The 26,521-nt window shown below is 42.0% G+C and carries 25 protein-coding genes and 1 other RNA gene; 5 read left to right on the top strand and 21 right to left on the bottom strand.

Annotated features, from left to right (window positions below; translation table 11 throughout):
- Nucleotides 1-187: 187 nt before the first annotated feature.
- The 3 genes from raiA to L0M85_RS06710 form a co-directional block, all read right to left on the bottom strand.
- Nucleotides 188-733: a ribosome-associated translation inhibitor RaiA gene (gene raiA, locus L0M85_RS06720; RefSeq protein WP_006596830.1), complete on the bottom strand. Its 546-nt coding sequence runs from the start codon at nt 731-733 to the stop codon at nt 188-190.
- A gap of 87 nt (nt 734-820) precedes the next feature.
- Nucleotides 821-1,492: a ComF family protein gene (locus tag L0M85_RS06715; protein WP_223363583.1), complete on the bottom strand. Its 672-nt coding sequence runs from the start codon at nt 1,490-1,492 to the stop codon at nt 821-823.
- A complete protein-coding gene (locus tag L0M85_RS06710) occupies nt 1,489-2,787 on the bottom strand; it encodes a DEAD/DEAH box helicase (protein WP_223363584.1) in 1,299 nt (432 codons plus the stop codon). The genes L0M85_RS06715 and L0M85_RS06710 overlap by 4 nt, the downstream gene beginning before the upstream one ends.
- Before the next feature lie 55 nt (nt 2,788-2,842).
- Between L0M85_RS06710 and L0M85_RS06705 the strand changes: the two genes are divergently transcribed.
- Nucleotides 2,843-3,475 (top strand): YigZ family protein, encoded by a 633-nt coding sequence (locus L0M85_RS06705; protein WP_223363585.1) that lies wholly within the window; start codon nt 2,843-2,845, stop codon nt 3,473-3,475.
- 91 nt (nt 3,476-3,566) lie between these two features.
- The gene (cysK, locus tag L0M85_RS06700) at nt 3,567-4,496 is read left to right on the top strand and encodes a cysteine synthase A (RefSeq protein WP_125329919.1); all 930 of its coding nucleotides are present in this window, start codon (nt 3,567-3,569) and stop codon (nt 4,494-4,496) included.
- A gap of 51 nt (nt 4,497-4,547) precedes the next feature.
- Here the strand turns inward: cysK and L0M85_RS06695 are convergent, their stop codons facing one another.
- The 13 genes from L0M85_RS06695 to L0M85_RS06635 form a co-directional block, all read right to left on the bottom strand.
- Entirely contained in the window at nt 4,548-4,916 is a 369-nt protein-coding gene (locus L0M85_RS06695; protein WP_223363586.1) for a S1 RNA-binding domain-containing protein, read from the bottom strand.
- Complete coding sequence (locus L0M85_RS06690; RefSeq protein WP_223363587.1) at nt 4,913-6,319, bottom strand: Cof-type HAD-IIB family hydrolase; 1,407 nt, start codon at nt 6,317-6,319, stop codon at nt 4,913-4,915. Before L0M85_RS06690 ends, L0M85_RS06695 begins: the two co-directional genes overlap by 4 nt.
- Nucleotides 6,320-6,363: 44 nt before the next feature.
- Nucleotides 6,364-6,996, bottom strand: a complete 633-nt coding sequence (locus L0M85_RS06685) for a response regulator transcription factor (protein WP_223363588.1) — start codon at nt 6,994-6,996, stop codon at nt 6,364-6,366.
- Nucleotides 6,974-7,993 (bottom strand): sensor histidine kinase, encoded by a 1,020-nt coding sequence (locus L0M85_RS06680; RefSeq protein ID WP_048691922.1) that lies wholly within the window; start codon nt 7,991-7,993, stop codon nt 6,974-6,976. Before L0M85_RS06680 ends, L0M85_RS06685 begins: the two co-directional genes overlap by 23 nt.
- A complete protein-coding gene (liaF, locus tag L0M85_RS06675) occupies nt 7,990-8,685 on the bottom strand; it encodes a cell wall-active antibiotics response protein LiaF (protein WP_048691924.1) in 696 nt (231 codons plus the stop codon). The genes L0M85_RS06680 and liaF overlap by 4 nt, the downstream gene beginning before the upstream one ends.
- Nucleotides 8,686-8,815: 130 nt before the next feature.
- Nucleotides 8,816-10,687: a Stk1 family PASTA domain-containing Ser/Thr kinase gene (gene pknB, locus L0M85_RS06670; RefSeq protein WP_048691928.1), complete on the bottom strand. Its 1,872-nt coding sequence runs from the start codon at nt 10,685-10,687 to the stop codon at nt 8,816-8,818.
- Nucleotides 10,684-11,424, bottom strand: a complete 741-nt coding sequence (locus tag L0M85_RS06665; RefSeq protein ID WP_048691932.1) for a Stp1/IreP family PP2C-type Ser/Thr phosphatase — start codon at nt 11,422-11,424, stop codon at nt 10,684-10,686. Before L0M85_RS06665 ends, pknB begins: the two co-directional genes overlap by 4 nt.
- Before the next feature lie 21 nt (nt 11,425-11,445).
- Entirely contained in the window at nt 11,446-12,759 is a 1,314-nt protein-coding gene (rsmB, locus tag L0M85_RS06660) for a 16S rRNA (cytosine(967)-C(5))-methyltransferase RsmB (RefSeq protein ID WP_238656715.1), read from the bottom strand.
- Nucleotides 12,749-13,684 carry a methionyl-tRNA formyltransferase gene (gene fmt / locus L0M85_RS06655; RefSeq protein ID WP_048691937.1) on the bottom strand — a complete coding sequence of 312 codons (936 nt, stop codon included), beginning with the start codon at nt 13,682-13,684 and terminating at the stop codon, nt 12,749-12,751. Before fmt ends, rsmB begins: the two co-directional genes overlap by 11 nt.
- An 11-nt stretch (nt 13,685-13,695) precedes the next feature.
- Nucleotides 13,696-16,086 (bottom strand): primosomal protein N', encoded by a 2,391-nt coding sequence (locus tag L0M85_RS06650; RefSeq protein ID WP_238656714.1) that lies wholly within the window; start codon nt 16,084-16,086, stop codon nt 13,696-13,698.
- 62 nt (nt 16,087-16,148) lie between these two features.
- Complete coding sequence (gene rpoZ, locus L0M85_RS06645) at nt 16,149-16,463, bottom strand: DNA-directed RNA polymerase subunit omega (RefSeq protein ID WP_006596845.1); 315 nt, start codon at nt 16,461-16,463, stop codon at nt 16,149-16,151.
- A gap of 27 nt (nt 16,464-16,490) precedes the next feature.
- Nucleotides 16,491-17,120, bottom strand: a complete 630-nt coding sequence (gmk, locus tag L0M85_RS06640) for a guanylate kinase (protein ID WP_006596846.1) — start codon at nt 17,118-17,120, stop codon at nt 16,491-16,493.
- Between the two features lie 210 nt (nt 17,121-17,330).
- Nucleotides 17,331-18,938 (bottom strand): ribonuclease Y, encoded by a 1,608-nt coding sequence (locus tag L0M85_RS06635; RefSeq protein ID WP_048691943.1) that lies wholly within the window; start codon nt 18,936-18,938, stop codon nt 17,331-17,333.
- Between the two features lie 270 nt (nt 18,939-19,208).
- On the opposite strand from L0M85_RS06635, the gene L0M85_RS06630 reads away from it, so the two are divergent.
- The gene (locus L0M85_RS06630; RefSeq protein WP_006596848.1) at nt 19,209-19,691 is read left to right on the top strand and encodes an S-ribosylhomocysteine lyase; all 483 of its coding nucleotides are present in this window, start codon (nt 19,209-19,211) and stop codon (nt 19,689-19,691) included.
- 43 nt (nt 19,692-19,734) lie between these two features.
- Here the strand turns inward: L0M85_RS06630 and L0M85_RS06625 are convergent, their stop codons facing one another.
- The 5 genes from L0M85_RS06625 to L0M85_RS06605 all read right to left on the bottom strand — a co-directional run bounded on the left by L0M85_RS06625 (nt 19,735) and on the right by L0M85_RS06605 (nt 23,737).
- On the bottom strand, nt 19,735-21,174 hold the full coding sequence (locus L0M85_RS06625; protein ID WP_238656713.1) for a cell division site-positioning protein MapZ family protein: 1,440 nt from the start codon (nt 21,172-21,174) through the stop codon (nt 19,735-19,737).
- Nucleotides 21,171-22,343: a class I SAM-dependent RNA methyltransferase gene (locus L0M85_RS06620; RefSeq protein WP_238656712.1), complete on the bottom strand. Its 1,173-nt coding sequence runs from the start codon at nt 22,341-22,343 to the stop codon at nt 21,171-21,173. Before L0M85_RS06620 ends, L0M85_RS06625 begins: the two co-directional genes overlap by 4 nt.
- Before the next feature lie 64 nt (nt 22,344-22,407).
- An RNA gene (gene rnpB, locus L0M85_RS06615) (RNase P RNA component class B) lies at nt 22,408-22,773 on the bottom strand.
- Between the two features lie 22 nt (nt 22,774-22,795).
- Complete coding sequence (gene gpsB, locus L0M85_RS06610) at nt 22,796-23,140, bottom strand: cell division regulator GpsB (RefSeq protein ID WP_238656711.1); 345 nt, start codon at nt 23,138-23,140, stop codon at nt 22,796-22,798.
- A 69-nt stretch (nt 23,141-23,209) separates the two neighbouring features.
- Entirely contained in the window at nt 23,210-23,737 is a 528-nt protein-coding gene (locus tag L0M85_RS06605) for a DUF1273 domain-containing protein (protein WP_238656710.1), read from the bottom strand.
- Between the two features lie 66 nt (nt 23,738-23,803).
- Between L0M85_RS06605 and recU the strand changes: the two genes are divergently transcribed.
- Together recU and pbp1a are read left to right on the top strand one after the other, a co-directional pair.
- Nucleotides 23,804-24,397 carry a Holliday junction resolvase RecU gene (recU, locus tag L0M85_RS06600; RefSeq protein ID WP_061564791.1) on the top strand — a complete coding sequence of 198 codons (594 nt, stop codon included), beginning with the start codon at nt 23,804-23,806 and terminating at the stop codon, nt 24,395-24,397.
- Nucleotides 24,398-26,515, top strand: a complete 2,118-nt coding sequence (pbp1a, locus tag L0M85_RS06595) for a penicillin-binding protein PBP1A (RefSeq protein WP_238656709.1) — start codon at nt 24,398-24,400, stop codon at nt 26,513-26,515.
- Nucleotides 26,516-26,521: the final 6 nt, after the last annotated feature.

The raw sequence follows: 26,521 nt of genomic DNA, 5'->3' as shown, positions 1-26,521 counted from the left end.
TCAGTTTTCAAAGGTCTTTGTCGCTCTCGCGCGACAACTATATTAGTATATCACGTCCATAAATACTTGTCAATATCTTTTTTCTATTTTTTTAAATTTTTTGTTGTTTTTTTATTTAGAAACTTTATCTTCCTATAGTATAGGAAAGCTCCTGTATGTTCTACAGGAGCTTTCTTAGTGTATTAGCTTATTTTTCTTTGACTTCAAGAAGTCCTACATCTCCATCTTCGCGACGGTAAATAACATTTGTTGTATTATCTTCCACATCTTTGTAGATGAAGAAATCATGTCCCAATAGTTCCATTTGTAGAATGGCTTCATCTAGTTCCATTGGTTCAATGTCAATCGTTTTTGTGCGGACAACTTTTTCAAGAGCAACGCTTTCCTCAACCAGAGCGTCTGTAAAGATTTTGCTGGTTGCAGATTTGCTACGATTTTTCTTTTCAATTTTTGTTTTATTCTTTCGAATTTGACGCTCAATCTTATCAACTACCAAGTCGATTGATCCATACATATCTTGAGAAACATCTTCTGCACGAAGTGTAATGGAACCAAGCGGAATCGTGACCTCAACTTTTGCAGTTTTTTCACGATAAACTTTTAGGTTTACGCGGGCATCCAATTCTTGCTCTGCTTGAAAATATTTTTCAATTTTTTCGAGTTTAGAAACGACGTAGTCGTGAATGGCTTCTGTTACTTCTAGGTTTTCACCACGGATACTATATTTAATCATATAAGTACCTTCTTTCTAAACGTTTTTCTTTTTATATCTATATTATAACGCTTTCATTTTGTTTTTGCAAATATATTTTTGATTATTCTATCTTGCTAATGAAAAAGATCTTATTTCTTTCACCCCATTTACAATTAACATTTCTTTGGCTCTTTCGATGGTTGCTCCTGTTGTATAGATATCATCCACTATCACTATATTCTCAGGCCAGCTTTGATTTTCTGGCTCTATGCGTTCAAAGGCTTGTTCTACTTTCAATCTTTCCTTTTTATTTTTTTGTGATTGGGCCTTTGTACCCTTTTTTTTCAATAGGTCTTGATAGGGGATCCCTGCAGATTCTAAAATGGCTGTTACTTGATTAAACCCCCTTTTCTTTTTTCTAGCATCGCTTAAAGGTATGGGAACTATGGTATAGCCTTTATATTTTTTTAGTTCTGCCTTCATTTCTTCAGCAAAGAGACAAGCTAACAATTGGTCACCTTGAAATTTGTACCTTTGAAAATATTCCTTCATCTCTTCATTATAGTAGTAAAGCGCTCTATGGTTTACCTTCTTTCCTTTTCGTTTCCACTCTTGGCAATCTTCACAAAAAGTCTCCGTGCTTTTTTTACAACAAGTCTTGCAACTAGCTTCACTAATTGGGTCAAACTTGTTTTTACAGTTGTCACACATCGTTGGATTATCCTTTTTCATTAGGATGAGGCTCTTTAAGGATTCTTGATAGGAAATCTCTTCATCACATAGCAAACAATTACTCAAAAACCTGCCTCCCGATTCATTTCTTTTATTTCTTTAATAGCTTGCGTCATCTCTTTGCTACTACCTTCTGCCAAGTATAGTAATTCCCCTGTGGGTCTTTCCATACTTCTTCCCACACGACCTGCGATTTGAACCAGAGCGCTCTTGGTAAACAATCGATGGTTGGCCTCAATCACGAACACGTCTACTTTAGGGAAGGTGACCCCCCGTTCAAGAATGGTCGTTGACACAAGGATGGTGATTTCTTGATTGCGAAATTTTTCTACCAGTTCCAACCTATTATCCGTTTTTGAGGTTACCAGTTCGATGATCTCATTCTTGAAGGCCCTTCTTAATAGACTGAGGATTTTTTCTCCTAATTCAATTTCTGATACAAATAGGATCAGGGGGAAGGAGGTTTTCCGTTGTTCTTTTATTAGCTTGAGCAACTTCGTTGGCACTTGTTTCTTTTCTACTTTTTTACGTAGATCTTTTAACCATACTTTTTTGGGGACCACAAGGGGATTACCATGAAAGCGTCTAGGTAGGCTAACGCGTTTTATCTCCTGTTTTTTGACCTTTTTATCCAATTCTTCTGTGGAGGTAGCTGTCAAATAGATGAGCTTCCCATTCTTGGTTACGGCATTTGAAACGGCATGATAGAGAACGGGGTTGTCAACAAAAGGAAAGGCATCGACTTCATCGATTATGAGGAGATCGAAAGCTTGATAAAATTTGAGTAGTTGATGAGTAGTAGATATGACAAGAGGCGTTCGGAAATAAGGGTCTGAGTCACCGTGCAACAAGGAGATGGGACAGGAAAAGTCCAGCGTCATCCGTTTATACAATTCAATACACACGTCAATCCTTGGTGTAGCAATGCACACACATCTCCCTTTTTTAATCATTTCCGCCACCACTTGATACATCATTTCCGTTTTACCTGCTCCTGTTACCGCGTGTACCATCATTGGCTTGCTTTCTGTCAAGGATTGAACCAACTCCTGGGAAACCCGACTTTGAAAGGGAGTTAAGGTACCCTGCCATCTTAAGACTTCTTCTTGCGGAAAGGCTTGTTGGGGAAAGTAATAAAGTGCTTGGTCACTCCTAACTCTTCCCAATTGAATGCAGGCTCTACAATAGTAGCTCCCTATCTGTAGTTTCCATCTAGCCTTATCAATCTTGGTTCCGCACCGATTACAAATCAAACCCGTCTTTTCCTGCACTATAGCTGGTAGTTGCTGAGCCTGCTCAAGCAGGTCATTCTCCAGTTGGTCTTGGGTGAACAAGCGTCCATAACAATCTTCAAGTTTCATACTTATATATTCGTAAAAGCTCGCAGTTTTAAGAGTTTTTTTGTAAAATAAATGTATGGAATACAAGACTTTTAAAGAGGACGGTCTCGTCCAAGAAGAAATTAAAAAATCCCGCTTTCTTTGCCATGTTAAACGAGTATATACTGAAGAGGAAGCTCGCGACTTTATAGCCGCTATCAAGAAGGAACATTATAAGGCAACTCACAATTGTTCTGCTTTTGTCATTGGAGAGCAATTTGAAATTAAACGGACCAGTGACGATGGCGAACCGAGTGGGACTGCTGGCGTACCCATGCTTGGCGTTTTAGAGAATCACGAACTGACCAATGTCTGCTGTGTCGTCACTCGTTATTTTGGTGGGATCAAGCTAGGAGCCGGTGGACTCATTCGCGCTTATGCTGGCAGTGTCGCACAAGCTGTAAAAGAAATCGGTCTCGTCGAGATCAAAGAGCAGGTTGGTCTAGGGATTAACTTAACTTATCCCCAATACCAAGAGTTTGCGAACTTTTTATCCGCTCACCAATTTACAGAATACCAGACAGACTTCACCGATGCTGTCTTTAGTCTGATTTATGTAGATAAAGGGCAAAAAGAAGATGTGATTGCAGACCTGATTGATTTTTACCATGGAAAAGTTGAGATTAGTGATCAGGGATTAAAGGAAGTGGAAGTTCCCATTCAGCTATAAAAAAAGGCTATCACCTCGATAGCTTTTTTATATTTTACAAACCTTCTTACTGGCGGTATACTGGATACACTAACAAAGGAGTGTATATCGTATGCCAATCTATCAAAATATTACAGAATTAATCGGAAAAACACCTATTGTAAAATTGAACCACCTAGTACCTGAAGGGGCTGCTGATGTCTATGTTAAATTAGAAGCCTTCAACCCTGGATCATCTGTTAAAGACCGGATTGCTCTTAGCATGATTGAAAAAGCAGAACGAGATGGACTTCTTCAGCCTGGTTCTACTATCGTTGAAGCAACCAGCGGAAATACAGGAATTGGTTTGTCATGGGTCGGGGCTGCCAAAGGGTATAAAGTCGTTATCGTCATGCCTGAAACCATGAGTGTTGAACGTCGAAAAATCATTCAAGCTTATGGAGCAGAACTTGTCTTAACTCCAGGTAGTGAAGGAATGAAAGGAGCTATCGCTAAAGCAGAAGAAATCGCTGCAGAACGAAACGGTTTCCTTCCCCTCCAATTTAACAATAGCGCCAACCCAGAAGTCCATGAAGCAACAACAGGACAAGAAATTTTAGAAGCTTTTGGACCAAATGGATTGGATGCTTATGTCAGTGGTGTTGGAACTGGTGGAACTATTTCAGGTGTTTCTCATGCCTTGAAAAAAGTCAACCCAGCTGTCCAAGTCTATGCAGTCGAAGCAGATGAATCAGCGATTCTTTCTGGTGAAAAACCTGGACCACACAAAATCCAAGGATTGTCAGCAGGTTTCATTCCAGAAACGTTGGATACCAATTCTTATGATGGCGTAATCCGCGTCACTTCTGAACAAGCTTTAGAATTAGGTCGCTACATTGGTGGAAAAGAAGGATTCTTAGTTGGAATTTCATCTGCTGCCGCTATCTATGCAGCAATTGAAGTCGCTAAAGAGCTTGGCGCTGGTAAAAAAGTCTTGGCTTTGGCACCGGATAATGGAGAACGTTACCTTTCAACTACCCTTTACGATTTTGATCAAGAATAAAAAAGAGGCTACGATGTAGCCTCTTTTTCTTCTATCTGCAGAAACAAATTCTTATTTTCCCTGACTAGTGTCACTCAAAAATTCTTTACTTTCTTTAATCCAAATAGGTAATTGTTTGGCTAAAGGAGTAAAACCGATCTTATGGCGATCATTTGAAAAACGATGATGGCGAAAATGCTTTCTGTTCCCAGCTTCTAAGGTTCGAAGGGACAAACTAGCCTTCCCAGAGTATTCATCTATATCAATAACCTGGGTACAAACTTGATCCCCAATTTTTAAGATATCATGAATGTTGTCGATATATCCACTGCGGATTTCAGAAATATGGATCAAACCGGTTACCCCTGTCTCTAATTCAACAAAGGCTCCATAAGGTTGCAAGCCTGTCACAACACCCTTGAGTTTATCCCCGATTCTCATGCTTCTCCCTCAATGTCAATCGATTCCATGACCACATCTTCTTTAGGTTTGTCCATGGCACCTGTCTCAACTGCCGCAATTGTATCCAATACTTGATAAGAAGCTTCATCCATCAATTGCCCGAATACTGTGTGACGACGGTCCAAATGAGGAGTTCCTCCTTCTTCTGCATAAATCTCTGCAATGGCTTCAGGCCAACCACCACGGGCAATTTCCTTTTTAGAATAAGGAAGGTGTTGATTTTGAACAATGAAGAATTGACTGCCGTTGGTATTTGGACCAGCATTGGCCATGGATAACGCACCACGGATATTGTACAACTCTTCTGAGAATTCATCTTCAAAAGACTCTCCATAAATGGATTCTCCACCCATACCTGTTCCAGTTGGGTCCCCACCTTGGATCATGAAATCTTTAATGATGCGGTGGAAAATCACTCCATTGTAGTAGCCATCTTTCGCTAGCGCAATAAAGTTTGCTACTGTTTTCGGAGCTTGTTCAGGGAAAAGTCGAATCTTCAGATCTCCATAGTTGGTATGAATCGTCGCAATTGGTCCTGTTTCTTGATCCATTTTTTTTTGTGGTAAGTGCAATTCTTTTTCAACCATTTTTAACTCCTCTAAGGCATGTAAGATGCCATCTTCTTCTAAATTTTTTGTGACATAATCTGCTTTTGCTTTTAATGCATCCTGGGCATTCCCCATGGCAATCGCTAAACCAGCATAGTCAAATAGTTCTAAGTCGTTCAATCCATCCCCAAATGTTAAGACATTTTCTGGTTTGAATCCCAATTTTTCGACTACTTTTGAGACACCGTGAGCTTTGGATTGCTGATCCAAGACAACATCTGATGAGATTGGGTGCCAACGAACCAAACGCAATTCCTGCCCCAAAGCTTCTGGGAGAGCATCAACTGTTTTACCAGTCTCGAAAGTCCACATTTGATAAATGGGATGCTTAGCAGCAAAATCAGGATCTACTGGTAGCTTTGGATAAATGGGGTCAATAGCCCGGCTCATCTCTTCTGTCCGAGCTGAAAGAGCTGCTTGATGACTCCCAACCAAACCATAATGAATTCCTACTTGCTTGGCCCAAGCAATAAAGTCTTGAACAAGTGGATTTGGTACCCTTTCTTCATAAATGACATTCTCCTTACGATCAATCACGTAGGAACCATTCAGAGTGACGTAAAAGTCAGGTTGGAGAGCCTTGATTTCTTCTGGCACTCCAAAAATCCCTCTTCCACTAGCAATAGCTGTGTAAATTCCTTTTTCTCGTAATTGAGAGAATACTCTGGTGACCGAAGCCGGAACATAGCCGGTCTCAACATTTCGTAAGGTATCGTCAATATCAAAAAATACTATTTTAATCTTTTTTGCTTTGTAGCGTGTTTTTGCATCCATGTGGATCTCCATTCAGTATGCTGTCTATTATAGCATGTTTTTGACTAAAAATCTTCCTGAGAAACCAAGTGATGCTGGAAGGCATAGACCACTGCCTGAGTACGGTCGCTCACTTCTAATTTTGACAAAATATTCGACACATGGGTCTTGACCGTTTTTAATGAAATGAATAACTCATCAGCAATCCGTTGATTTTCATATCCTTTGGTTAGCAAAGCCAAGATATCTCGTTCACGCGCTGTCAAGTCATCATGGAGTTCCACGTGGTTTTTTCGATACTCTACTTTTTGGCTTACCTCTGTCTCAATTGCCAACTCTCCTTGCTCCACCTTACGAATAGCCCGTAAAATTTCCTCTGCGCTGGAAGTTTTGAGCATATAGCCCTTGGCTCCCGCATCCAAGACAGGATAGATTTTTTCATTGTCCAAATAGGATGTTAGGATCAATATTTTTGCATCTGGCCACTCCTTTAGGATCGTGAGTGTCGCTTCAATCCCAGTCATATGGGGCATGACAATATCCATAATGATGACATCTGGTCGCTCCTTTAGGGCTAACTCAACACCCTCCTGACCATCACTGGCTTCTAGGACTTGATCAATCCCATCTTGCATACTTAAATAGCTTTTCAAGCCTAATCGGACCATTTCATGATCATCTACTAGTAATAATTTCATCATCTTCTCCTTCTACTAACGGCACTTTAATATCAATAGCCACTCCCTTTTTGGGACTGGTCAAAATCTTAATCCTTCCTGCCATGTCATCTACTCGATCCTGAATATTCTTCATACCGTAACTTAGTTCACCCAAAGATTCTGGATCAAATCCCACTCCATCATCTGCTAATTTCAGATGGAGAGATTGTTCTGTTTGCAACAGATAAACATCCAAGCGCTTCGCATGTGCATGTTTTAGTGTATTGCTCACTACTTCTTGTACAATTCGAAAAATATGCTCTTCAATAGTTTTTGGTAACTTTTGAACATCGTGTTCAAAATAAACTTCTAAATTACTCTTTTCTTGTAGTTCTCTAAAAATCACCTGGAGACCTTCTACCAAGTTTCGACCTTCTAATTCTGTCGGCCGCAAGTGTAATAAGAGAATCCGCAAATCATTTTGAGCGGTGTTTAGAATTTCTGTGACCCCCTTCAACTGTTGCCCTACTTTAGGGAGTTGAAGAACTTGATCCTGACTGGCTACACCAGACAAAATCATATTAGCTGCGAATAATTCTTGGCTCACCGTATCATGGAGATCTCGAGCAATTCGCCTGCGTTCTCTCTCCACAATCTCTTCTTCATTTTGCATGACCCGATTTTCTGTTCGTTGCAAATTTTCTGTCAGGCGTTTGAGCTTGCGATCCAAGCGTTGAAACTCTTCATTAATCTCTTTGTTTTCTCCGAGTTTTAGCTTCTTGCCTTCGAGCAAGTTTCTCAGGTTTTTTTGGACGGTGTTCATGATTGTAAATTGAATCAATTTAATCAATAAAATCATCAAAATAGTCAGAGCAACCGTCAAGCCAAAACCAATAAACAGAAAAGCACGCAGTTTGGATAAATCTTCCAATAGATAAGTCCACTGAAAGTCGAAAAGACCAAAAATAGAATGGATAATAACAGCTAGAATTAAGACCGTATAAAGGAAGATTAAAAGATAGTCTGTTCGTTTCATCCTCTGACGACCTCCACATCTCCTACAATCCCCGCAATAACAAGCTTCACTGTTCGATGGGAACTTCGATAATTCGGTGTCTCCATGCTTACTGTCTCATTTCTCAATTTTCTAGGTTTTTGAGAGAAGAGGCGCAATTCTCCATACAAGGTATTCACCTGCAAGCTCAGCTCCACATCCACCGGTAAAATAATTTTCGTATTGCCAAACATCTTTCTCATGATGATGACATTGTCATGATTCACAACAATCACTTCGTCTAAATGGATCGTATCCCGCCCCACTAAACGAGTAATCGTTAAATCACGAAAATGGCAGTTTACCTTTGAAAAATGATGCAGATCCCCAATCCAAGGCGTTTTCTCTTGTCGGATTTCTACATCTTCCTCATAATCTATCTTCACTTCTTCATTTTCACGGTAAAAATAGGGATAAGCCACCAGCATGGCATAGACAACAGCAAACAAAAGCGCAGCAATGACATAAGGATTTAACATGACAATAAAAAACAGCAGAATGCTGGATGCCACTAAAAGAAAGTTACTCCGCTGTTTTCCGATGTAATAATACAATAGAAGCAAGCACAGAACCACGATTAGGACGATACGAGATATATTTCCCGCTAAAATAGTGATTGCAGCCATGGTGAGTAACAAAGCTTCAACAAACACAAACAATTGAATCTTCCACATAATTGAACCTCTCCATTCTATTTTATCAAAATTCTAAAGGATTCGCTTCCGCCTCTAGAAGGATTCATTCCAACTCTCTCTTTACTAAAAAAACCAGACCGATCGGGTCTGGTTTTATAAGGTCATCATGTTAAGATTCTGGTTCAGTAGTAGCCGAAGGTTCCGTATTGGAATGGGATTCTACTGTTGTAGAGGTTGAACTTTCTGATGAACTACTTGAAGCTTTCGTGCTACTTGATGATTCTGTCTTCGGTTCGTATACGGTTAAGACAATGCGAGTCTTTTTAATATCGATGCTCGATTGAGCTTCTGGAGTCTGACTCACAATATGACCTGGTAAGACTTCTACTCCGTCCGGCAGATGCGATGTGGTCTTCCGTTCAATATTTGCTTCCTTCACCCCGTAAATCTGTACGAGATTAGAGACAGCAAATTCATAATTAGAACCAACATAACTTGGTAACTCAATCGAATTACTTTCCTTCGATACTTTCAGAACAACCTTGGTATTAGAAGTCAAATCATATTTTTGACCACCAGCAGGAGATTGCTCAAGCACGATTCCTGGCTCCACTTCATTGGTCTCGACTTCTTCAATCGAAATCAGCTTGCTAGAAAGCTTATAGGTGGTTTTCAGATCGTTTTCCGCATCTTCTCTAGACCTACCAGTATAGTCCGGCATGTCAAAGGTGCTTGGCCCTTTCGAGACAACCAAATCAACCTTGCTGTTTTCCTTTTTCTGAGCTCCTGCATTTGGATTGGTACGGATTACATAGCCCTCCAGCACCGAATCACTGTATTCTTCTTTTTCGTCTCCTACTTGAAGATCCTGATCTTCAATGATAGCCCGAGCTTCTGCTACCGTTTTTCCAGATACATCCGGAACTGTTTTGTTGGCTGGACTCATATAAAGAAGAAAGGCAAAAGCAGCTAGTACCAAAGCTAGGGCTACAAACAAGACCTTGTAGCGCGTCCGCAAACGACGACGTGCCTTATTTTTTGGAGAAACTGGAGCTGTTCGATCCTCTGAAACCACTGGTCGGTCCTCATGAACTGTAGGACGAGCTTCCGATGTTGGAAGTGGAGCCGGTTTTGGAACCACGTTCACCTTTGGTAAGGTCTTGGTATCCGCTTTTGAAGCGTCATCAAAGACTAATTTTTTCTCATTACGGCGTTCATAAGAAAGACAACTTGACAAGTCGACATACATTTCAGCTACCGACTTATAGCGATCGGATAGTTTCTTTGCTGTGGCCTTAATCACCACATTTTCCAAAGCCTGCGGAACATTTTTGTTCTCTTCAATGATGGACGGAAGTGGTTTTTGGAAATGTTGTAGCGCAATGGTCACTGCACTATCCCCATCATAAGGGATATGACCCGTCAGCATTTCGTAGAAAATGATCCCCATTGCATAGATATCACTTTGAATAGAAGCCTTCGATCCTCTAGCTTGCTCTGGTGATAAATAATGAACCGAACCCAACATAGAGTTGGTCTGGGTGAGACTGGTCTCTGCAAAGGCTACTGCAATCCCAAAGTCAGAAACCTTGGCATTTCCGTCCGATGTTAAAAGGACATTTTGAGGTTTCAAATCACGGTGAATAATGCCTTGCGTGTGCGCCAAGCGCATAGCAAGAAGGATTTGCCCCATCAAGCGAACAGCTTCTTCATTTGAGAGAGGAGCATTTTCTTTGATATAGCGTTTCAAGTCCAAACCAGCGACATATTCCATCGCCAAGTATTGTTGGCCATCTTCTTCACCGATATCCGTGATCCGAACGATATTTGGATGATCCAAATCTGCCATCGCTTTGGCCTCTCGTTGGAAGCGAGCAACTGCAATTGGATCTGTTTGGTAATTGGTCCTCAGTACTTTAACTGCAACTTCTTCACCATCTAAGATTAAATCCCGAGCGAGGTAGACATCTGCCATTCCTCCACGCCCGATTTGGCGGATTATCTTATATCGTCCGGCAAAAATTTTGCCGATTTGAATCATGCCATATCCTCCTCAGCAAAGCGAATCAGTACAACTGTAATATTGTCCAAACCGCCAGCATTATTCGCAAAGCGAATCAAGGTTTTTGCCTTTTCTTCAATCGATAAATCGCTGACAACGATATCACGGATTTCATCGCCAGAGATCATATTGGTTAATCCATCACTATTGATAACAATGAAATCTCCCGCTTCAACCGTAACCATACCAAAATCCGGCTGCAATTCATCTTTTTGTCCAATGGATTGGGTGATGATATTGCGTTGGGGATGATGAGCTGCCTCTTCTTCCGTAATCTGTCCTGCCTTGAGCAAGGCGTTTACTAAAGAATGGTCACTGGTCAATTGATGGTATTCCCCATTACGCACGAGTCCAATTCGGGAATCCCCTACATGCGCAAATAAGACTTGGTCATCAATAACGGCAACAGCTTCGAGAGTTGTTCCCATTCCTTTATGTTCTTCATCTTGACCAATGCGATGGATCTGCTGGTTTTCTTTTTCCAGATACTCCGCAAACCACTCTCTGACTTCGTTAATGGTGCTGATTTCGGTCGCTACCCAAGCAGCGCCGAGATCGGTAACAGCCATCTCGCTAGCAATATTACCAGCACGATGCCCCCCCATCCCGTCAGCTAGAAAAACCATGGATTTTCCCGCTTTATTTTTATATTGATTTGCATAGTCTTGGTTATTTGTCCGTCTTTGACCCACATCGGTTAAGATAGAAATTTCCATACTGTCCGTATCCTCCTGAGATTACGATATTCTTCGAAAACGACTAATAAAGAAACCGTCGCTTCCATACAATTCTGGTGTAATTAAAATACAGCCATCTTTCAGAATATCTTTTCGTTCATGATCTAATGGCACGAGTTCAAAATTTGGATGGGTTTCTAAAAACTGGTCAACCACATCAAAATTCTCTTCTCCTATAATTGTGCATGTACTATAGACTATTATACCATCTTTCCGCACACTTTGACAAACTCCATCCAATATTTCCAATTGAATTGCCTGTAGAGACGCAAAATCAGCATTGTCTTTATTGTACTTGATATCTGGCTTACGGCGGATCAAACCAATCCCAGAACAAGGGGCGTCTACCAAGATTTTATCGAAGGCATCCGCTCCAAAAGCTTCAAACACCTTGCTGGCATCCAGTTTTTTTGTCTGGATTTTATCTGCAACTCCCAGACGTTCCGCATTTTCCTGAATTAATTGGAGCTTATGATCGTACAAGTCCAAAGCTGTAACCTGCCCATCAACTAGATAAGAAGCTAGATGGGTGGTCTTGCCCCCAGGTGCTGCACAGGCATCCAAGACCTGGTCTGATGGTTGGACCTCTAAAGCCGGAGCGACCAATTGACTGGTCTCATCTTGAATGGTTAATTTCCCTTGTTTGAAGTAATCAGAGCCCGCAAAATAGCCATTCTCCTTTACGAGGGCAGTTGAAGCCAATAAAGAATCCGAAGCCTGCAATTGCTCCTTGATGTCTTCTTTTTTATCCAGATCGACAACACGAACACTGGCCTTGTTGCGAACATAGAGACTCTCAAAAATCGCAATGGCCCGCTGTTCACCATACTCGTCCATCAACTTTTTCACCAACCAAACCGGAAGAGAATAGCGGATTGAAAGTCGTTTGTTGATTCGTTTAATCTGCTCAATTGATGGAAGCTCCTCTCGTAGCATTTTCCGTAAGAGAGCATTGACATATTTTTCGCTCCCCTTTTTCCGTTGCTTGGCAAGCTCTACTGCTTCATGGACAACAGCATGGGGAGGAATCTTCTCCAGATAGACGAACTGATAGAGGCTCATCAATAAAAGATGATAGATCCAGGGATCTACCTGGTCTCGATCAGCGACAAAGTGCGATAGATACCATTCCAAGGTTAGTTTGCGTGAAACCGTCCCATAGACTATTTCGGTTACTAGACTTTTATCCACATCTGACAAGGTTGCCTTGGTCAGGACTTTTTTGAGGGAGATATTTGAAAAAGCACCGTCCTGGAAAATCTCTCCTAGGGTAGATAGGGCCACCCCTCGTGCAGTCTGCATCTTATTTACCAAATTGATCACCTACTTGCAGTTGTCGCCCCAAACCATTTAAGAAATCTCCGACAGGCATTTTGGGTTTACCAGCTGGCTGAACAAGGGTCAAGGCCAAGGCTCCCTCACCCGTCGCAACAACGATTTCATTTTTATGGAGAGCTAAAATTTCCCCTGGTTCTCCTTGACCTTCACACGGTTTTGCTTGGTAAATCTTAAAGCGTTCACCCTTCCATAGGGTATGGGCAACTGGCCAAGGATACATGCCTCGAACTTGGTTAAAGAGTTCACGGTTGGTCCGTGTCCAATCCAGGCGTTCTTCTTCTGGCTTGATATTTGGAGAGAAGGTGACTTGTTGGGGATCCTGCGGTTGGGGCTTAAGCTCTCCCCCAAGGTAAGCTGGCAGAGTTTCTAAAAGAAGATCCCGGCCAACAAGAGCCAATTTCTCAAATAGGGTTCCCACATTGTCTTCCTCTAAAATAGGGATGGCGCGAGAAGAAATCATATCTCCAGCATCCATCTCTCTGACCATTTCCATGATGGTCACACCAGCTTCTTTATCCCCATTCATGATGGCATAATGAATAGGCGCTCCACCACGGTATTTTGGAAGAAGAGAAGCGTGCACGTTGACAGAAAACTTCATCGCCTCTAACAAACGACTTGGCAAAAACTGTCCAAAGGCTGCTGTGACGATCCCGTCTGCTCCCAAAGCCAATAAATCTTCTAGTTCTGGGCTTCCAGATAGTTTCTCCGGCTGATAGATTGGCAAGCCTGCTTCTAAAGCCGCTTCTTTTACTGGCGTCATTCGGATTTCTTTTTTCCGGCCAACTGCCCGATCTGGTTGGGTCACAACGGCTAGAATTTCATAGCGTTCATCAGAAATCAAGCCTTTTAAGACTGTAGCTGAGAAATCAGGTGTTCCCATAAATAGTATTTTTGTCATTTTTTCTCCTTCTACATAAAACTTTGCGGTTCATTGTCAATGCTGACTCGAAGATCTTGATTTTCCCGCTCTTGAGTATAGTCCAAAATCTGATTTAAAACCTGTGGCAATTGGTCTTCGAACCGGTACTTCAACAGGATTTGATAATGGTATAAATTATGCGTGCGCGCAATCGGTTTTGGCGTTGGTCCCAAGATTTGGACTTGGTCCGATAGACCTGCTTTCAACAGATCCATCACCTGATAAGCTTTTTTTACCACGACCTCTTCTTGTTTGTGAGAAAGGGTCAAACCTACCGTGTAATAATAAGGTGGATAACCTAACTGGTGGCGCACCTTCATTTCATAGGCATAAAACCCTTCATAATCTTGGCGTTTCGCATATTCAATGGCGTAATGATGAGGATTATAGGTCTGGATCAGAACCTGTCCTTCTTTATCCGCACGACCAGCCCGCCCTGCCACCTGGGTTAACAGTTGGAAAGTCCGCTCTGACGAGCGAAAATCAGGCAAATTTAGAGCTGTATCAGCATTTAGGACACCGACTAGCGTTACATTGGGGAAATCCAAGCCCTTGGCAATCATCTGGGTCCCTAGCAAAATATCCGCTTGTCCTTGACCAAACTGATCCAACAAGGCCTCGTGACTCCCTTTTTTCCGAGTAGTATCAACGTCCATCCGCAGAATACGAGCCTCGGGGAAAATTTCTTGTAGATCTTCGTAGGCCTTCTGGGTCCCCGTCCCGTAATAACGAATCGATCGACTTTGGCAATTAGGGCAGACTGTTGGGATAGCCTTATGGTAATTACAATAATGGCAGTCCATGGTCTTAGTGTCCATGTGGAGGGTCAAGGAGATATCACAGTTAGGACAGGTATCTACCTGACCACACTCCCGACACATCACAAAACTGGAATAACCCCGGCGATTGAGCATAAGGACGACTTGCTCTTTTCGCTGCAGACGTTCTGCTATCGCTTCTAGCAACTTGGGCGTATAAGTTCCAGATTCCTGCTGACCAATATAGTCCCTGAAATCGATCACTTCCACCTCTGGAATGCGGGCAAGCGGATTAGCCCGTTGGGTCAATTGAAGAAATTCATAGACCCCTTTTCCTGCACGAGCTCGTGTTTCTAGACTAGGAGTCGCCGACCCCAAGACCAAAACAGCCTGATGGTACTGAGCTCGTAGCAAGGCCACTTCACGCGCATGGTAGCGAGGATTGCTATCTTGTTTATAGGTAGCCTCATGTTCTTCATCGATAATGATAGCCCCTAGGTTCTTCAGAGGAGCAAAGATGGCAGACCGCGCTCCTACGACCACTTGAGCTTCTCCACGTTCAACACGTCTCCACTCATCGTATTTTTCACCATTGGATAGACCTGAATGAAGGATGGCCACCCGATCCCCAAAGCGAGAAATGAAGCGATCCGTCACTTGAGGCGTCAAGGAAATTTCGGGAACCAACATAATAGCTGTTTTTCCCTTTTCTAGCACCTCTTGGATGATTTGGAGATAAACCTCCGTCTTCCCACTTCCTGTCACTCCTTCTAGCAAGAAGGGTTTGGATTCCTGCCCGATTTGACGAGTTACCGCTTGAACGGCTCGTTCTTGTTCAGCATTTAAAACCAAGGCCTCTGTCGACTCTTTGTCTTTAAAGTAAGCAGCTGCACGATTGACTTCTTTTTCAAAAATAAGCAAGGCACCCTGGCCGATGAAATAGTTCACCACTGGACGAGAGAATTCCGCCAATAAATCACTCAAAGGCGCATCCACTTCTTGACTTTGGACAAACTCACGCAGGGCCAAGCGCTTTTTGGCATTCTTGGCGATTTCCAAATTTTCAAGTAGGTGATGATTTACTCGATACCATTTTTCTGTTTTGATATGTTTACGATCCACTGCTTGGTATTCTACTTCCAGCTCTCCCTTACGAGTCAGTCGCATCATTCGTGCTTGAGCATCAATATCCAAAGAAGAAAAGGCCAAGCTAGTCGCTGTTCCAAAAATATCTTCTCGATCCTCTGGCGATAGCAGTTCTGTCGGATGGAGAATTTTGTCATAGGAAGAATTCAAAACACTCGGTAGCATGACTTTCAAGAGGGTGATCTTGTAGGCAAAAACCGTCTTTCGCAACTGATCTGCCAACCAAAATTGCTCTTCTCCTAGAACCGGTTGATAGTCTAAAACCTCTACAATACTTTTCAATTCTTGGTCTTTAACTGCTAGAGTGGTCTCTTCAAGGCCAACCACAATCCCTTGAATGAGCCGATTGCCCTTCCCAAAGGGAACATGGACCCGCATTCCTTTTTCCAAGAAAGGAGAAAACTCTTCTGGTACCTGGTAACTATAGGGCTTGTCTGTTTGCATCAAGGGAACATCAACGATGACTTGTGCTAGCATGCTTCCACCTCCTTCCTGTCCTAGCGCTAAATAGCAAAAAATAAGATTGAGCGAACCCAACCTTAAATTTTTTCACCATCTTCTTTTTCTTTCGCGATTTGTTCTTTAATTTTACGCTCTTCTTCTTCTTTACGCAAGCGTTCTGCTTCGATTCGACGACGAACCGCTTCACGCTTAGCTTCTGGATCTGGGTGAATCACCACATTTCCTGATTCAATCTCTTCCAAGGCACGCAAGGTAGATTTTACTGATTGAAATTCTTGAGTAGGAGTTGCACCACTCTCTAACTCATGAGCTCGTTTGGCTTCAAGAATAACCAAAGAGTATTTTGACGGTACTTTATCCAACAATGTGTCAATAGATGGTTTTAACATCATAATCTTTTTACCTAATTCCTATTCTAATTATCGTACCACTTGAGTGGCTTTGGGAAGCATTTCTTGGTAGTGACCAATGACCCGATCAACACGGAAATGTTCTGCCTCAATCACACGTTTGACACGTTCCGCAGCCAAAGGTACTTGGTCGTTGACAATGGCATAATCGTACTCACGCATGAGGGCAATTTCTTCTTTTGCTTTTTCGATCCGCTGGGCAATGACTTCAGCACTGTCTGTGCCACGTCCAACCAAACGATCTTGCAACTCATCCAAATCCGGAGGAGTCAGGAAAATGAAGACGGCATCTGGTACCTTTTTCTTGACCTGCAAAGCCCCTTGAACTTCAATTTCAAGGAAGACATCGATCCCTTTGTCGAGGGTTTCGTTCACATAGGTCAAGGGAGTCCCATAGTAATTGCCAACATATTCAGCATATTCGAGCATTTGACCTTGACGAATCAACTCCTCAAATTCTTCACGTGTCCGGAAGAAATAATCTACTCCGTCCACTTCGCCTGGACGTTGTGCACGCGTTGTCATCGATACTGAGTATTGAAATTGATTATCTGAGCTTTCAAAAATCTCACGTCTAACCGTTCCTTTCCCAACACCTGAGGGCCCTGAGAAAACGATTAATAATCCTCGATCCGCCATTTTATCTCCTTCGCTGTCTTTCTATCTAGTGTAACAAAAATAGAAAGATTTTTCAATAGATTTTTCCTAGAGGCAAGGCCCTAACCACTTCTCTACCAATGAACCATCTCATCTGTGCTATCCCATTTTTAACACGACTCACAAAAAATAGCCAACTAAGGTTGTTCCACCTTCGCTGACTATCTTTTTATATATGGCTTTTAACAAGCTCTATTTTGCATAATCAATGGCACGTAATTCACGAATAACGGTTACCTTGATGTTACCAGGGTACTCCAAGTTGGACTCAATCTTCTCACGGATATCATGAGCCAAGATGGTCAACTTATCATCCTTGACTTCTTCAGGGCTGACCATAATTCGAATTTCACGACCTGCTTGCAAGGCAAAGCTGGTCTTAACTCCCTCAAAGCCATTTGCAATTTCTTCAAGATCTTGCAGGCGTTTGATGTAGCTTTCAAGAGACTCGCTCCGGGCACCTGGACGCGCTGCACTCAAGGCATCTGCTGCTGCAACAATAACTGCGATGACACTTTCTGGTTCAACATCACCATGGTGACTAGCAATCGTATTGACAACAACTGGATGCTCTTTGTATTTACGAGCTAATTCAGTACCAATTTCTACGTGGCTGCCTTCTACCTCACGGTCGATGGCTTTACCAATATCATGAAGGAAACCAGCTCGACGAGCCAAGGTAGCATTTTCACCAAGCTCACTAGCAATAATACCAGATAACTTAGCAACCTCAATGGAGTGACGCAAGACGTTCTGTCCATAAGAAGTTCTGAATTGCAAGCGTCCCATAATCTTCATCAAATCAGGATGTAGATTTGGTGCGCCAATTTCATAGGCTGCTGCTTCACCATATTCACGAATCCGTTGGTCAATTTCCAAACGGTTCTTCTCTACTAACTCTTCAATCCGAGCTGGATGGATGCGACCATCTTTCAAGAGACTTTCCATGGTCATTCGTGCGATTTCCCGACGAATCGGATCAAATGCAGACAGGGTGACTACTTCTGGAGTGTCATCAATAATCACATCCACACCTGTCAAGCTTTCGAAGGTTCGGATATTTCGACCTTCGCGACCAATAATCCGGCCCTTCATTCCATCATCTGGTAAATGAACCGTTGAGTTGGTCTGTTCTGCCACAAAATCCCCAGCCATCCGTTGCATGGCTTGAACCAGGATATCTTTTGCAACTTTATCTGAACGTTCTTTCACTTCCACTTCTGCTTCTCGAATTCGAGTCGCAATCTCTTTGGAAAGTCGTTCTTCTGTTTGCGTTAAGATAATATCACGTGCTTCCGATTGAGTCAGAGAAGCAATTTTTTCTAATTCTTCTTCTTTCTTCTTTTCTAGCTCATGTAATTGTTCTTCACGCGCATCAATGTGTTTAGTTCTATCTGAAAGACTTTGCTCTTTTTGTTCAAGAGCTTGCTCTTTGCTCGTAAGATTGTCATCTTTGCGATCAAGATTATTCGAACGTTCCGCTAAGCGGGTTTCTAATTGTTTTAATTCTTGACGCTCTGATTTAAACTCAGCATCGACTTCTTCTCGATATTTTCTGGCTTCTTCCTTTGCCTCCAAAAGTGCTTCTTTTTTAAGTGAACTAGACTCGTGCTTAGCTTCTTTCAAAATCAAATCAGCTTCGCGCTCTGCCTGTCCACGTAAATTCGTTGCTTCTTGTTCAGCATTTAAAAGAGTAAGTTCTGCAGCCTCTTTCGATGATTTCATCTTGACTGAGATCCCTACATATCCAATGACTAAACCAATGATTGCGGCAAAAACAATTGCAATTCCAAATTCCATGTTTTTACCCCTAATCTAATGAATAGTTGAATTAAAAAATTCTTTATTATTTTATCATATTTTTACAAAATTAACAAACAAATTTTCTAGCGAAAACTAATCTATTTCTGCTATCATTCTAATGCTTCTTTCCCTTGATTCTAACGGGGAAACACCTTAAAAACAAGCTTCTGAATCCTATTTCAACGGCTACTTGCCACTCTCTTCTCTTGTGTTTTCTTCCAGCGCCAATTGTGCTATAATCAAGAAAAAAGGAATTGAGGAAGATACATGACGAAAGAAGTTATTGTGGAAAGTTTTGAACTAGACCACACTGCTGTAAAAGCCCCTTACGTCCGCCTAATCGGAGAGGAAACTGGACCAAAAGGAGATGTTATCTCAAACTATGATATCCGCTTGGTTCAACCAAATGAAGACTCTATCCCGACTGCTGGTTTACATACGATTGAGCACCTATTAGCTATGTTGATCCGTAAGCGCATTGATGGGATGATCGATTGTTCCCCATTTGGGTGTCGTACTGGATTTCATATGATTATGTGGGGTCAGCACGATCCAAAAACCATTGCACAAGTGATTAAATCTTCTTTAGAGGAAATTGCTGAAGCGACAAGCTGGGAAGACGTGCCAGGAACGACGATTGAATCTTGCGGAAACTATAAAGATCACAGCCTCTTTTCTGCCAAAGAGTGGTGCAAATTGATTCTCGAACAAGGTATTTCTGACGATCCATTCACACGCCATATCGTATAAAAAACAAAAGACTTCTCTTTCAAAGAGAAGTCTTTTTTAATTCTTAATAATCCAATGCATCGGAATGACCTTTCCCGTTTCCGACAAAGTAGCCTGTTTTAGCATTGATACTAAATAAATAAGTTCCATCTGGCTTAAAGAGGTTATAATAACCATTGCCATTGATGATATTCACGCGCTCCAAGATGTATTGATCTCCAACGATATGGCCACGTTCCCGAGCAATCTTCAGAATCTTCTCCAAGATACCAGGGTTAAAGGTCCATGCAGGATTGTTTACATCGTCTAGTGCCGCCTGATTGTATGGCACCCGGCTCAAGTTTCGTTGAAGTGGCACACCAGTACTTTGAAGACCGAAGCCAGAATAGCCTGGGTTCACTCCGCCTGTCGTGTTGCCTTCAGTAGCCGGGGCTGGAGTAGGAGATGGACTGGTAACCGTTCCAGAAGAAGCTGCACTTCCGCCGGTAGCACTGCCTCCACCATCTGTCACAGGTGCTGGAGTGGCAACTTGTTGTGAACGTCCTTGAGCTGCAGCATCCTTCAACAATTGGTTCAACTGTGTATTAGCTGTTGACGCATCTGAAAAGACTGCATCACTCTTTACCTGCGCCTTGGTATCAATGGCCCCATCCTTAATAACTGGGCTGGTAAACTGAGAGTTTACTGTTTGAATAGCAGAAACCTGCTTCACCAATTCATCGTATTTACTTTTGGCCGCATCGTATTCTTTGGTGTCTTTCAATTTTTCTAAACTGGCTTTTAGTTTTTCCAAATTACCAAAAGAATCATTTTTCAGCTTCGTCTGCGTGTCATCTGTAAAGAAAGCTGCATACTGATCGTTAAAATCCTTCAGCAACGTCTCTGAATTCGCACTCGTTGAGGCAGAAGAACTAGAGGACTTCTTGCTAGATGAGCTAGTAGAAGAGACGACTGTCGTTTCCCCTTTAGACTGGTTACGTATCCATTGATAAGACAACCAACTAGCCGTAGCAACTGCTGTCAGAGCTAAAGCTGAAAATAAAATTGGTTTGACCCGGCTTTTTTTCGGTTCTTCAGGAATCTCAATTTCTTCATCCACATATGGTTCTGTTGGCTCTGGACCAAATTTAATTTTTGCCGGACGTTCCGCAGGAATTGGATCCGGAATGCGAGTAGACGCACCTTCTTTTTGACCTGCTTCAGCCGGTGTTGCTTCTTTCACTGGCTCTTCGTTTGGAATCGGGTCCGCCTCATCCACAGTGGCTGCTTCCTCTGCCTCAGCCAACATTTCCTTTTGCATGACGATGGTATCAAACTTGTGAGCTTCGATTTCGTCACGGTGCTGTTTGATGTATTTATCGAGGACATTATCTGTTTCCTTGACCCCTGCTTCGATTTCTTCAGCTTTGCGGTTTGCTTGGCCAATCGTCATCTCTTTGGCGTCCTTAAAATCAAGAACTGACTCTGCCTCTTGGCCCAACTGCTGTTTATCTTCTTTTGTCATATGTTTCCTTTCTCACTAGTCGCTTGTCGACGTACCCGCTCCCCAAAGAACTGATACAAGTCAACCTTTAAGGTTCCGTTATATAATTTTCTTTTTTTATCCGCTTGTCGCCCAAACTTCTTTTCAAAGTTTTCATCGCTGGTCAGGATAAATTTGCTCCAAGTCTTCAAGGGCTCAAAGACCTCTCCCATTTCAGCGTACAATTTTGTCACCCCTGCATCATCGGATAAGCGTTCACCATACGGTGGATTGGAGATAATGACCCCATTAATCTTCTCCGAGCGCAGATCTTGCACCCGCATTTGCTTAAAGGTGATGTCGCTCGCAACACCCGCTTTTTGAGCATTTTCTTTGGCAATCTCAACCATCCGCGCATCAATATCGGTTCCCATGATGTCTAGGACAAGGTCCCGATTGATTTTTTTACTAGCCTCTGTGCGAACTTCTTGAATCAGACGATTGTCGATCCAATTCCACTCTTCAAACGAGAAAGTCCGTCTCAAGCCCGGTGCTATCTGGCGAGCTATCATCGCTGCTTCGATACAGAAGGTCCCTGATCCACAAGTCGGATCAACCAAGGGCTTATCTGGATACCAATTGGAAAGTTTAAGAATGGCTGCCGCCATATTTTCCTTAATGGGTGCGCCCCCTTTTTCCGTCCGATAACCACGTTTGAAGAGGCTGCTACCAGTGGTATCGATTAGAATAGTCGCTTGGTCCTTCAAGATGGAAACTTCAATTTTAAATTCTGCTCCATTTTCAATCAATGGAACGCCTTCCGGACGAGCATAGTGCTTTTGCAACTTTTTGACAACTGCCTTTTTTGAAATCGCTTGTACACTCGGTTCGTTATGCAGTTTGGATTTGACACATTTTGCTTTGGAGATGGGGAAACGCGCTCCTAAAGGGAGGTATTGGTCCCAATCCAAGGCAAAAACTCCTTGAAAAAGTTCTTCAAAGGTGCGGGCAGGAAAGGATCCTACTACGATCTTGATTCGGTCAGCAGCACGCAACCAAAGATTGGTTTCGATGATTGCACGAACATCGCCTTTGAAACGGACTCGTCCATTTTCCACTTGGCAATCGTAGCCGAGCTCTCGCAATTCACGCCCAACCACTGCTTCTAATCCAGCAGCAGCTGTCGCAATTAATTCAAATTGTTTTTTCATTTGTTCCTCATTGTTTAAAAAAGGAGGTTGAGATTTCTCTCCCCCTCACCACCTATATGCAATTTTCTATAAGCCATGTTTTGTTCCAGAAATGACTAGGTACCATTTCCTTCGATAATCATCTGTCTACTGTTTCCAGTCAGAATGCTATGTTCGTTTCCATGCATCCCATGCCCCGACCAAAGTTTGGGTTGCTAGCTTGAGGGGTTTACCGCGTTCCACTTTTTAGGTTTCCCTAAAAACTACGTCACTGTGGCACTTTCAGAGCTAATAGAACTTATCCTAAGACTTAGCCCGTTCGCTCGCCGTAACTTGAAGATCAAGTCCCTAGGCTTATGGATTCACCTAGCACAAACACTACAGGCATCACAGCCTGTGCTAGCATGGACTTTCCTCATGAGAGAAAGCTCTCACGCGATTATCCAAAAATTGCACGATTCATCTTTTATGTCTTAAAAATCACGATCTACGACTTGTTTCCCGAAGACTTCTTTTTCAAGACGATTTAAGCGTTTCAAAATATCGAAGTTTGTCGTAGTAGTGACCTGAGGAAACTCATGCTTTGGAGCAGATTCAGGAACTGATGGACTCGGAGTTGCTTGGTTCGTTTTCTTCGCTAATTCTTCACGGAGCCGAGCATTTTCTTCTTTCAATTCCTTCACTAAGGCAGCATAGGTTTCATAGTCTTTGATGACATCATCCAAAAACTCATTTACCTCAACTTTACTATATCCACGAACTTCTTTTTTGAAATCTTGATCAAAAATATCTTTCGCAGTAAAAATAATACTTGCCATCATTCTCTCCGTTCTAGTTAATCATAATCATTATATAAAAAATGAGGAGAAAAAATCAAGGTAAATCACTTATTTTTCGCAAATTTTTTCCGCTACTTCATTTAAGTCATCAAAGTTTAATCTTTTTACATGATACTGATCCATTTCTAGCATCATTTTGTAAAGATATTTGAGATTTGTTTCATGTTCTGGGTCGTAAAATAAATAAGCACCATCTGTATTTTCTAATAAAAAAGTATTGTATTCTTTAAATTGGCCTGGCTGGCTATAAGAGGGATAGGCATACTTGACAAAATCAGCCTGTTTAAAGCGACTAAGGAGTTCTTGATTGGCCTCATTCCAGTTCTCTCCTTGGTTTTCAAACATAAAAATCGTGGCCAGCTGTATCTCGTATTCTTTTTTTAATTCCTGGGCAACCTCTAAGGCCCAGGATTCAAAACCTAGATTACCCGTAAAAATCAGCCACTTGACGCCCTCTTCCAAAAAACGGACTAAATCCCTGCGAATTGCCTCTTTAATAATGGGAAGTCTAGGGTCCTTTGCTGTCAGAATTCCCAATTCAAATGCCTTGTAACCTGTAATCAGTAAACTATTCATTATTTCCCCTCCCTTCTTCATTTTGTGATATAATAGAGTGATGTAATTGTACCAATAAGGAGAATTATGGTCAACTATCCTCACAAACTTAGCAAGAAATCTTCTTCGCCCATCCAGAGGAAGCAAAGTGTAAACTTTGCCAATCGGGGGATGACATTTGAAAAAATGATTAATGAGAGCAATCAGTACTACCTTTCTAAAGGGCTAGCGGTGATTCATAAAAAGCCGACACCCATCCAGATTGTAAAGGTGGACTATCCTCATCGCAGTCGGGCAAAGATTGTGGAAGCTTATTTTCGCCAGGCGTCTACCACAGACTATTCTGGTGTTTATAAAGGACACTACATTGATTTTGAAGCAAAAGAGACCCAGCAAAAACAATCCATGCCGATGAAAAACTTTCACCAGCACCAGATTGATCACATGGCAGCGGTCGTCCAACAGGGAGGAATTTGTTTCGTGCTCTTGCATTTTGCAAAGCTCAATGAGACCTATCTACTGCCCGCTCCTTCCTTAATCGACTTTTACAACATCGATCACGGCAGTAAATCTATGCCATTGACCTTTATACAGAAAAATGGTTTTCGTATCGAGACAGATCGCCTTCCAAGCGTCCCTTATCTCGATATTATCGAACAGAATCTACTAGGCGGTAATTAAATGAACAAACAAACAGTTATCCAGTGGTTAAAATATGCAGCGATTGCGGCTATTTCCTTATTTTTCCTTTTACTTATTCTGGGTGGATTGGTATTTGGATACTATGCCGCAAAAGCACCGACTCTTTCTGAGAAAGACCTCGTCGCAACGACATCAAGTAAAATCTATGATAATCAAAACAATCTGATTGCAGATTTGGGTGCTGAAAAACGAATTAATGTGAAGACCAGTGAAATCCCAACAGACTTGGTGAATGCGATTGTGGCAATTGAAGACCACCGTTATTTTAACCATAGAGGTCTAGACTTTATTCGTATTGGAGGAGCCTTCTTCAATAACCTCCGAGGAGGTCGCCAAGGGGGATCCACTCTCACACAGCAGTTAATCAAGCTCACTTACTTCTCTACTTCTTCGTCCGATCAAACCCTGTCACGAAAAATTCAAGAAGCTTGGCTTGCTACTCAATTAGAACAAAAAGCAACCAAACAAGAGATTTTGACCTACTACATCAACAAAGTTTATATGTCTAACGGAAACTACGGAATGCAGACAGCTGCTCGTAGTTATTATGCCAAAGATTTGAAGGAGCTTTCTCTCCCACAATTAGCCCTATTGGCCGGAATGCCTCAGGCACCGAACCAATACGACCCATACACTCATCCGGAAGCTGCTCTCCAACGCCGTAATCTGGTTCTCAAAGAAATGTTAGATATGAAGTCTATCTCTAACGAACAGTATGAAAGTGCCGTCAATACACCTGTTACAGATGGTTTACAAAGTCTAACCAGCTCAAGCAACTATCCTGCTTATATGGATAACTACCTCAAAGAAGTCATCCAACAAGTCGAAGAAGAGACAGGCTACAATGTCTTGACAACTGGTATGGATGTATACACCAACGTCGATACCGCAGCTCAAAAACGCCTGTGGGATATTTACAACTCTGACGAATATGTCAATTATCCAGATAATGAGTTGCAAGTTGCTTCTACTATCGTTGATGTGACAAACGGAAAAGTCATTGCTCAGTTGGGATCTCGTCATCAATCATCTAATGTATCCTTCGGTACCAACCAAGCTGTAGAAACGAACCGAGATTGGGGTTCTACGATGAAGCCTATCTCAGATTACGCTCCTGCAATCGATAATGAAGAATACAGCTCAACCGCAGTAACTATTCCTGATACACCATACAACTTCCCTGGTACAAATACGCAAATCTATAACTGGGATAGACAGTATTATGGCCACATCAGTATGGTCTATGCTCTTCAACAGTCCCGTAACGTCCCTGCTGTACGAGCTCTTGAAAAAGTTGGTTTAAAGAAAGCTCAAAAATTCTTAAGCAACATGGGTATTGAATATCCAAAAATGGTGTATGCTAATGCTATCTCAAGTAACACCAGCGACTCTAGCAGCAAATACGGGGCTAGTAGCGAGAAAATGGCTGCTGCTTATGCAACCTTCGCTAATGGTGGAACCTATTATAAACCTCAATATGTAAATCGAGTTGTATTTAGCGATGGTACAACTAGGAACTTTGACACTTCTGGAACAAGGGTGATGAAAGAGACCACCGCTTACATGATGACTGATATGTTGAAATCTGTTATCACAGCTGGTACAGGATACAACGCTTATATCTCCGGTCTTTATCATGCCGGTAAAACAGGTACCTCTAACTATTCAGACAATGAATTGAAGAAACTAACCAAAGACTACAGTTACTCAAGCATTGTGACACCAGATGAATTGTTTGTGGGTTACACCACTCAATATTCTATGGCTGTTTGGACAGGGTACACCAATCGCTTGACTCCCGTACTGGATGATGGAATCAAAGTCGCAACAGATGTCTACAAACAAATGATGTTGTATTTGTATGAGCAAAACGGATCAGGTAGCACTGATTGGACCCAACCAAGTGGTGTATACCGTAGCGGTTCTTACCTATATCTCAATAATGGTAAGAATAACTACAATTACTATTATGAGCCAGGTCCCGTCAGTCAAGATATTGAAGCAACAGAAGATAGTTCAAGTTCTAGTTCATCTAACTCAGAAGAGAATTCTGAACACACTGAACCTTCTGCCAAAGAAAATGAACAAAATCGCTAGTCAGAT

This window comes from Streptococcus sp. DFI.7.26 (assembly GCF_022240605.1).
Classification (GTDB): Bacteria; Bacillota; Bacilli; order Lactobacillales; family Streptococcaceae; genus Streptococcus; species Streptococcus xiaochunlingii.
Note: the sequence above shows the minus strand (reverse complement) of the source record. Positions and strands in the feature narration are given on the sequence as shown.

Excerpts from the sequence above, each read along its gene's own strand:
- raiA (WP_006596830.1), bottom strand. The coding sequence starts at position 733 with ATGATTAAATATAGTATCCGTGGTGAAAACCTAGAAGTAACAGAAGCC.
- L0M85_RS06710 (WP_223363584.1), bottom strand. The coding sequence starts at position 2,787 with ATGAAACTTGAAGATTGTTATGGACGCTTGTTCACCCAAGACCAACTG.
- L0M85_RS06705 (WP_223363585.1), top strand. The coding sequence starts at position 2,843 with ATGGAATACAAGACTTTTAAAGAGGACGGTCTCGTCCAAGAAGAAATT.
- cysK (WP_125329919.1), top strand. The coding sequence starts at position 3,567 with ATGCCAATCTATCAAAATATTACAGAATTAATCGGAAAAACACCTATT.
- L0M85_RS06695 (WP_223363586.1), bottom strand. The coding sequence starts at position 4,916 with ATGAGAATCGGGGATAAACTCAAGGGTGTTGTGACAGGCTTGCAACCT.
- L0M85_RS06690 (WP_223363587.1), bottom strand. The coding sequence starts at position 6,319 with ATGGATGCAAAAACACGCTACAAAGCAAAAAAGATTAAAATAGTATTT.
- L0M85_RS06685 (WP_223363588.1), bottom strand. The coding sequence starts at position 6,996 with ATGAAATTATTACTAGTAGATGATCATGAAATGGTCCGATTAGGCTTG.
- L0M85_RS06680 (WP_048691922.1), bottom strand. The coding sequence starts at position 7,993 with ATGAAACGAACAGACTATCTTTTAATCTTCCTTTATACGGTCTTAATT.
- liaF (WP_048691924.1), bottom strand. The coding sequence starts at position 8,685 with ATGTGGAAGATTCAATTGTTTGTGTTTGTTGAAGCTTTGTTACTCACC.
- pknB (WP_048691928.1), bottom strand. The coding sequence starts at position 10,687 with ATGATTCAAATCGGCAAAATTTTTGCCGGACGATATAAGATAATCCGC.
- L0M85_RS06665 (WP_048691932.1), bottom strand. The coding sequence starts at position 11,424 with ATGGAAATTTCTATCTTAACCGATGTGGGTCAAAGACGGACAAATAAC.
- fmt (WP_048691937.1), bottom strand. The coding sequence starts at position 13,684 with ATGACAAAAATACTATTTATGGGAACACCTGATTTCTCAGCTACAGTC.
- L0M85_RS06650 (WP_238656714.1), bottom strand. The coding sequence starts at position 16,086 with ATGCTAGCACAAGTCATCGTTGATGTTCCCTTGATGCAAACAGACAAG.
- rpoZ (WP_006596845.1), bottom strand. The coding sequence starts at position 16,463 with ATGATGTTAAAACCATCTATTGACACATTGTTGGATAAAGTACCGTCA.
- gmk (WP_006596846.1), bottom strand. The coding sequence starts at position 17,120 with ATGGCGGATCGAGGATTATTAATCGTTTTCTCAGGGCCCTCAGGTGTT.
- L0M85_RS06635 (WP_048691943.1), bottom strand. The coding sequence starts at position 18,938 with ATGGAATTTGGAATTGCAATTGTTTTTGCCGCAATCATTGGTTTAGTC.
- L0M85_RS06630 (WP_006596848.1), top strand. The coding sequence starts at position 19,209 with ATGACGAAAGAAGTTATTGTGGAAAGTTTTGAACTAGACCACACTGCT.
- L0M85_RS06625 (WP_238656713.1), bottom strand. The coding sequence starts at position 21,174 with ATGACAAAAGAAGATAAACAGCAGTTGGGCCAAGAGGCAGAGTCAGTT.
- L0M85_RS06620 (WP_238656712.1), bottom strand. The coding sequence starts at position 22,343 with ATGAAAAAACAATTTGAATTAATTGCGACAGCTGCTGCTGGATTAGAA.
- gpsB (WP_238656711.1), bottom strand. The coding sequence starts at position 23,140 with ATGGCAAGTATTATTTTTACTGCGAAAGATATTTTTGATCAAGATTTC.
- L0M85_RS06605 (WP_238656710.1), bottom strand. The coding sequence starts at position 23,737 with ATGAATAGTTTACTGATTACAGGTTACAAGGCATTTGAATTGGGAATT.
- recU (WP_061564791.1), top strand. The coding sequence starts at position 23,804 with ATGGTCAACTATCCTCACAAACTTAGCAAGAAATCTTCTTCGCCCATC.
- pbp1a (WP_238656709.1), top strand. The coding sequence starts at position 24,398 with ATGAACAAACAAACAGTTATCCAGTGGTTAAAATATGCAGCGATTGCG.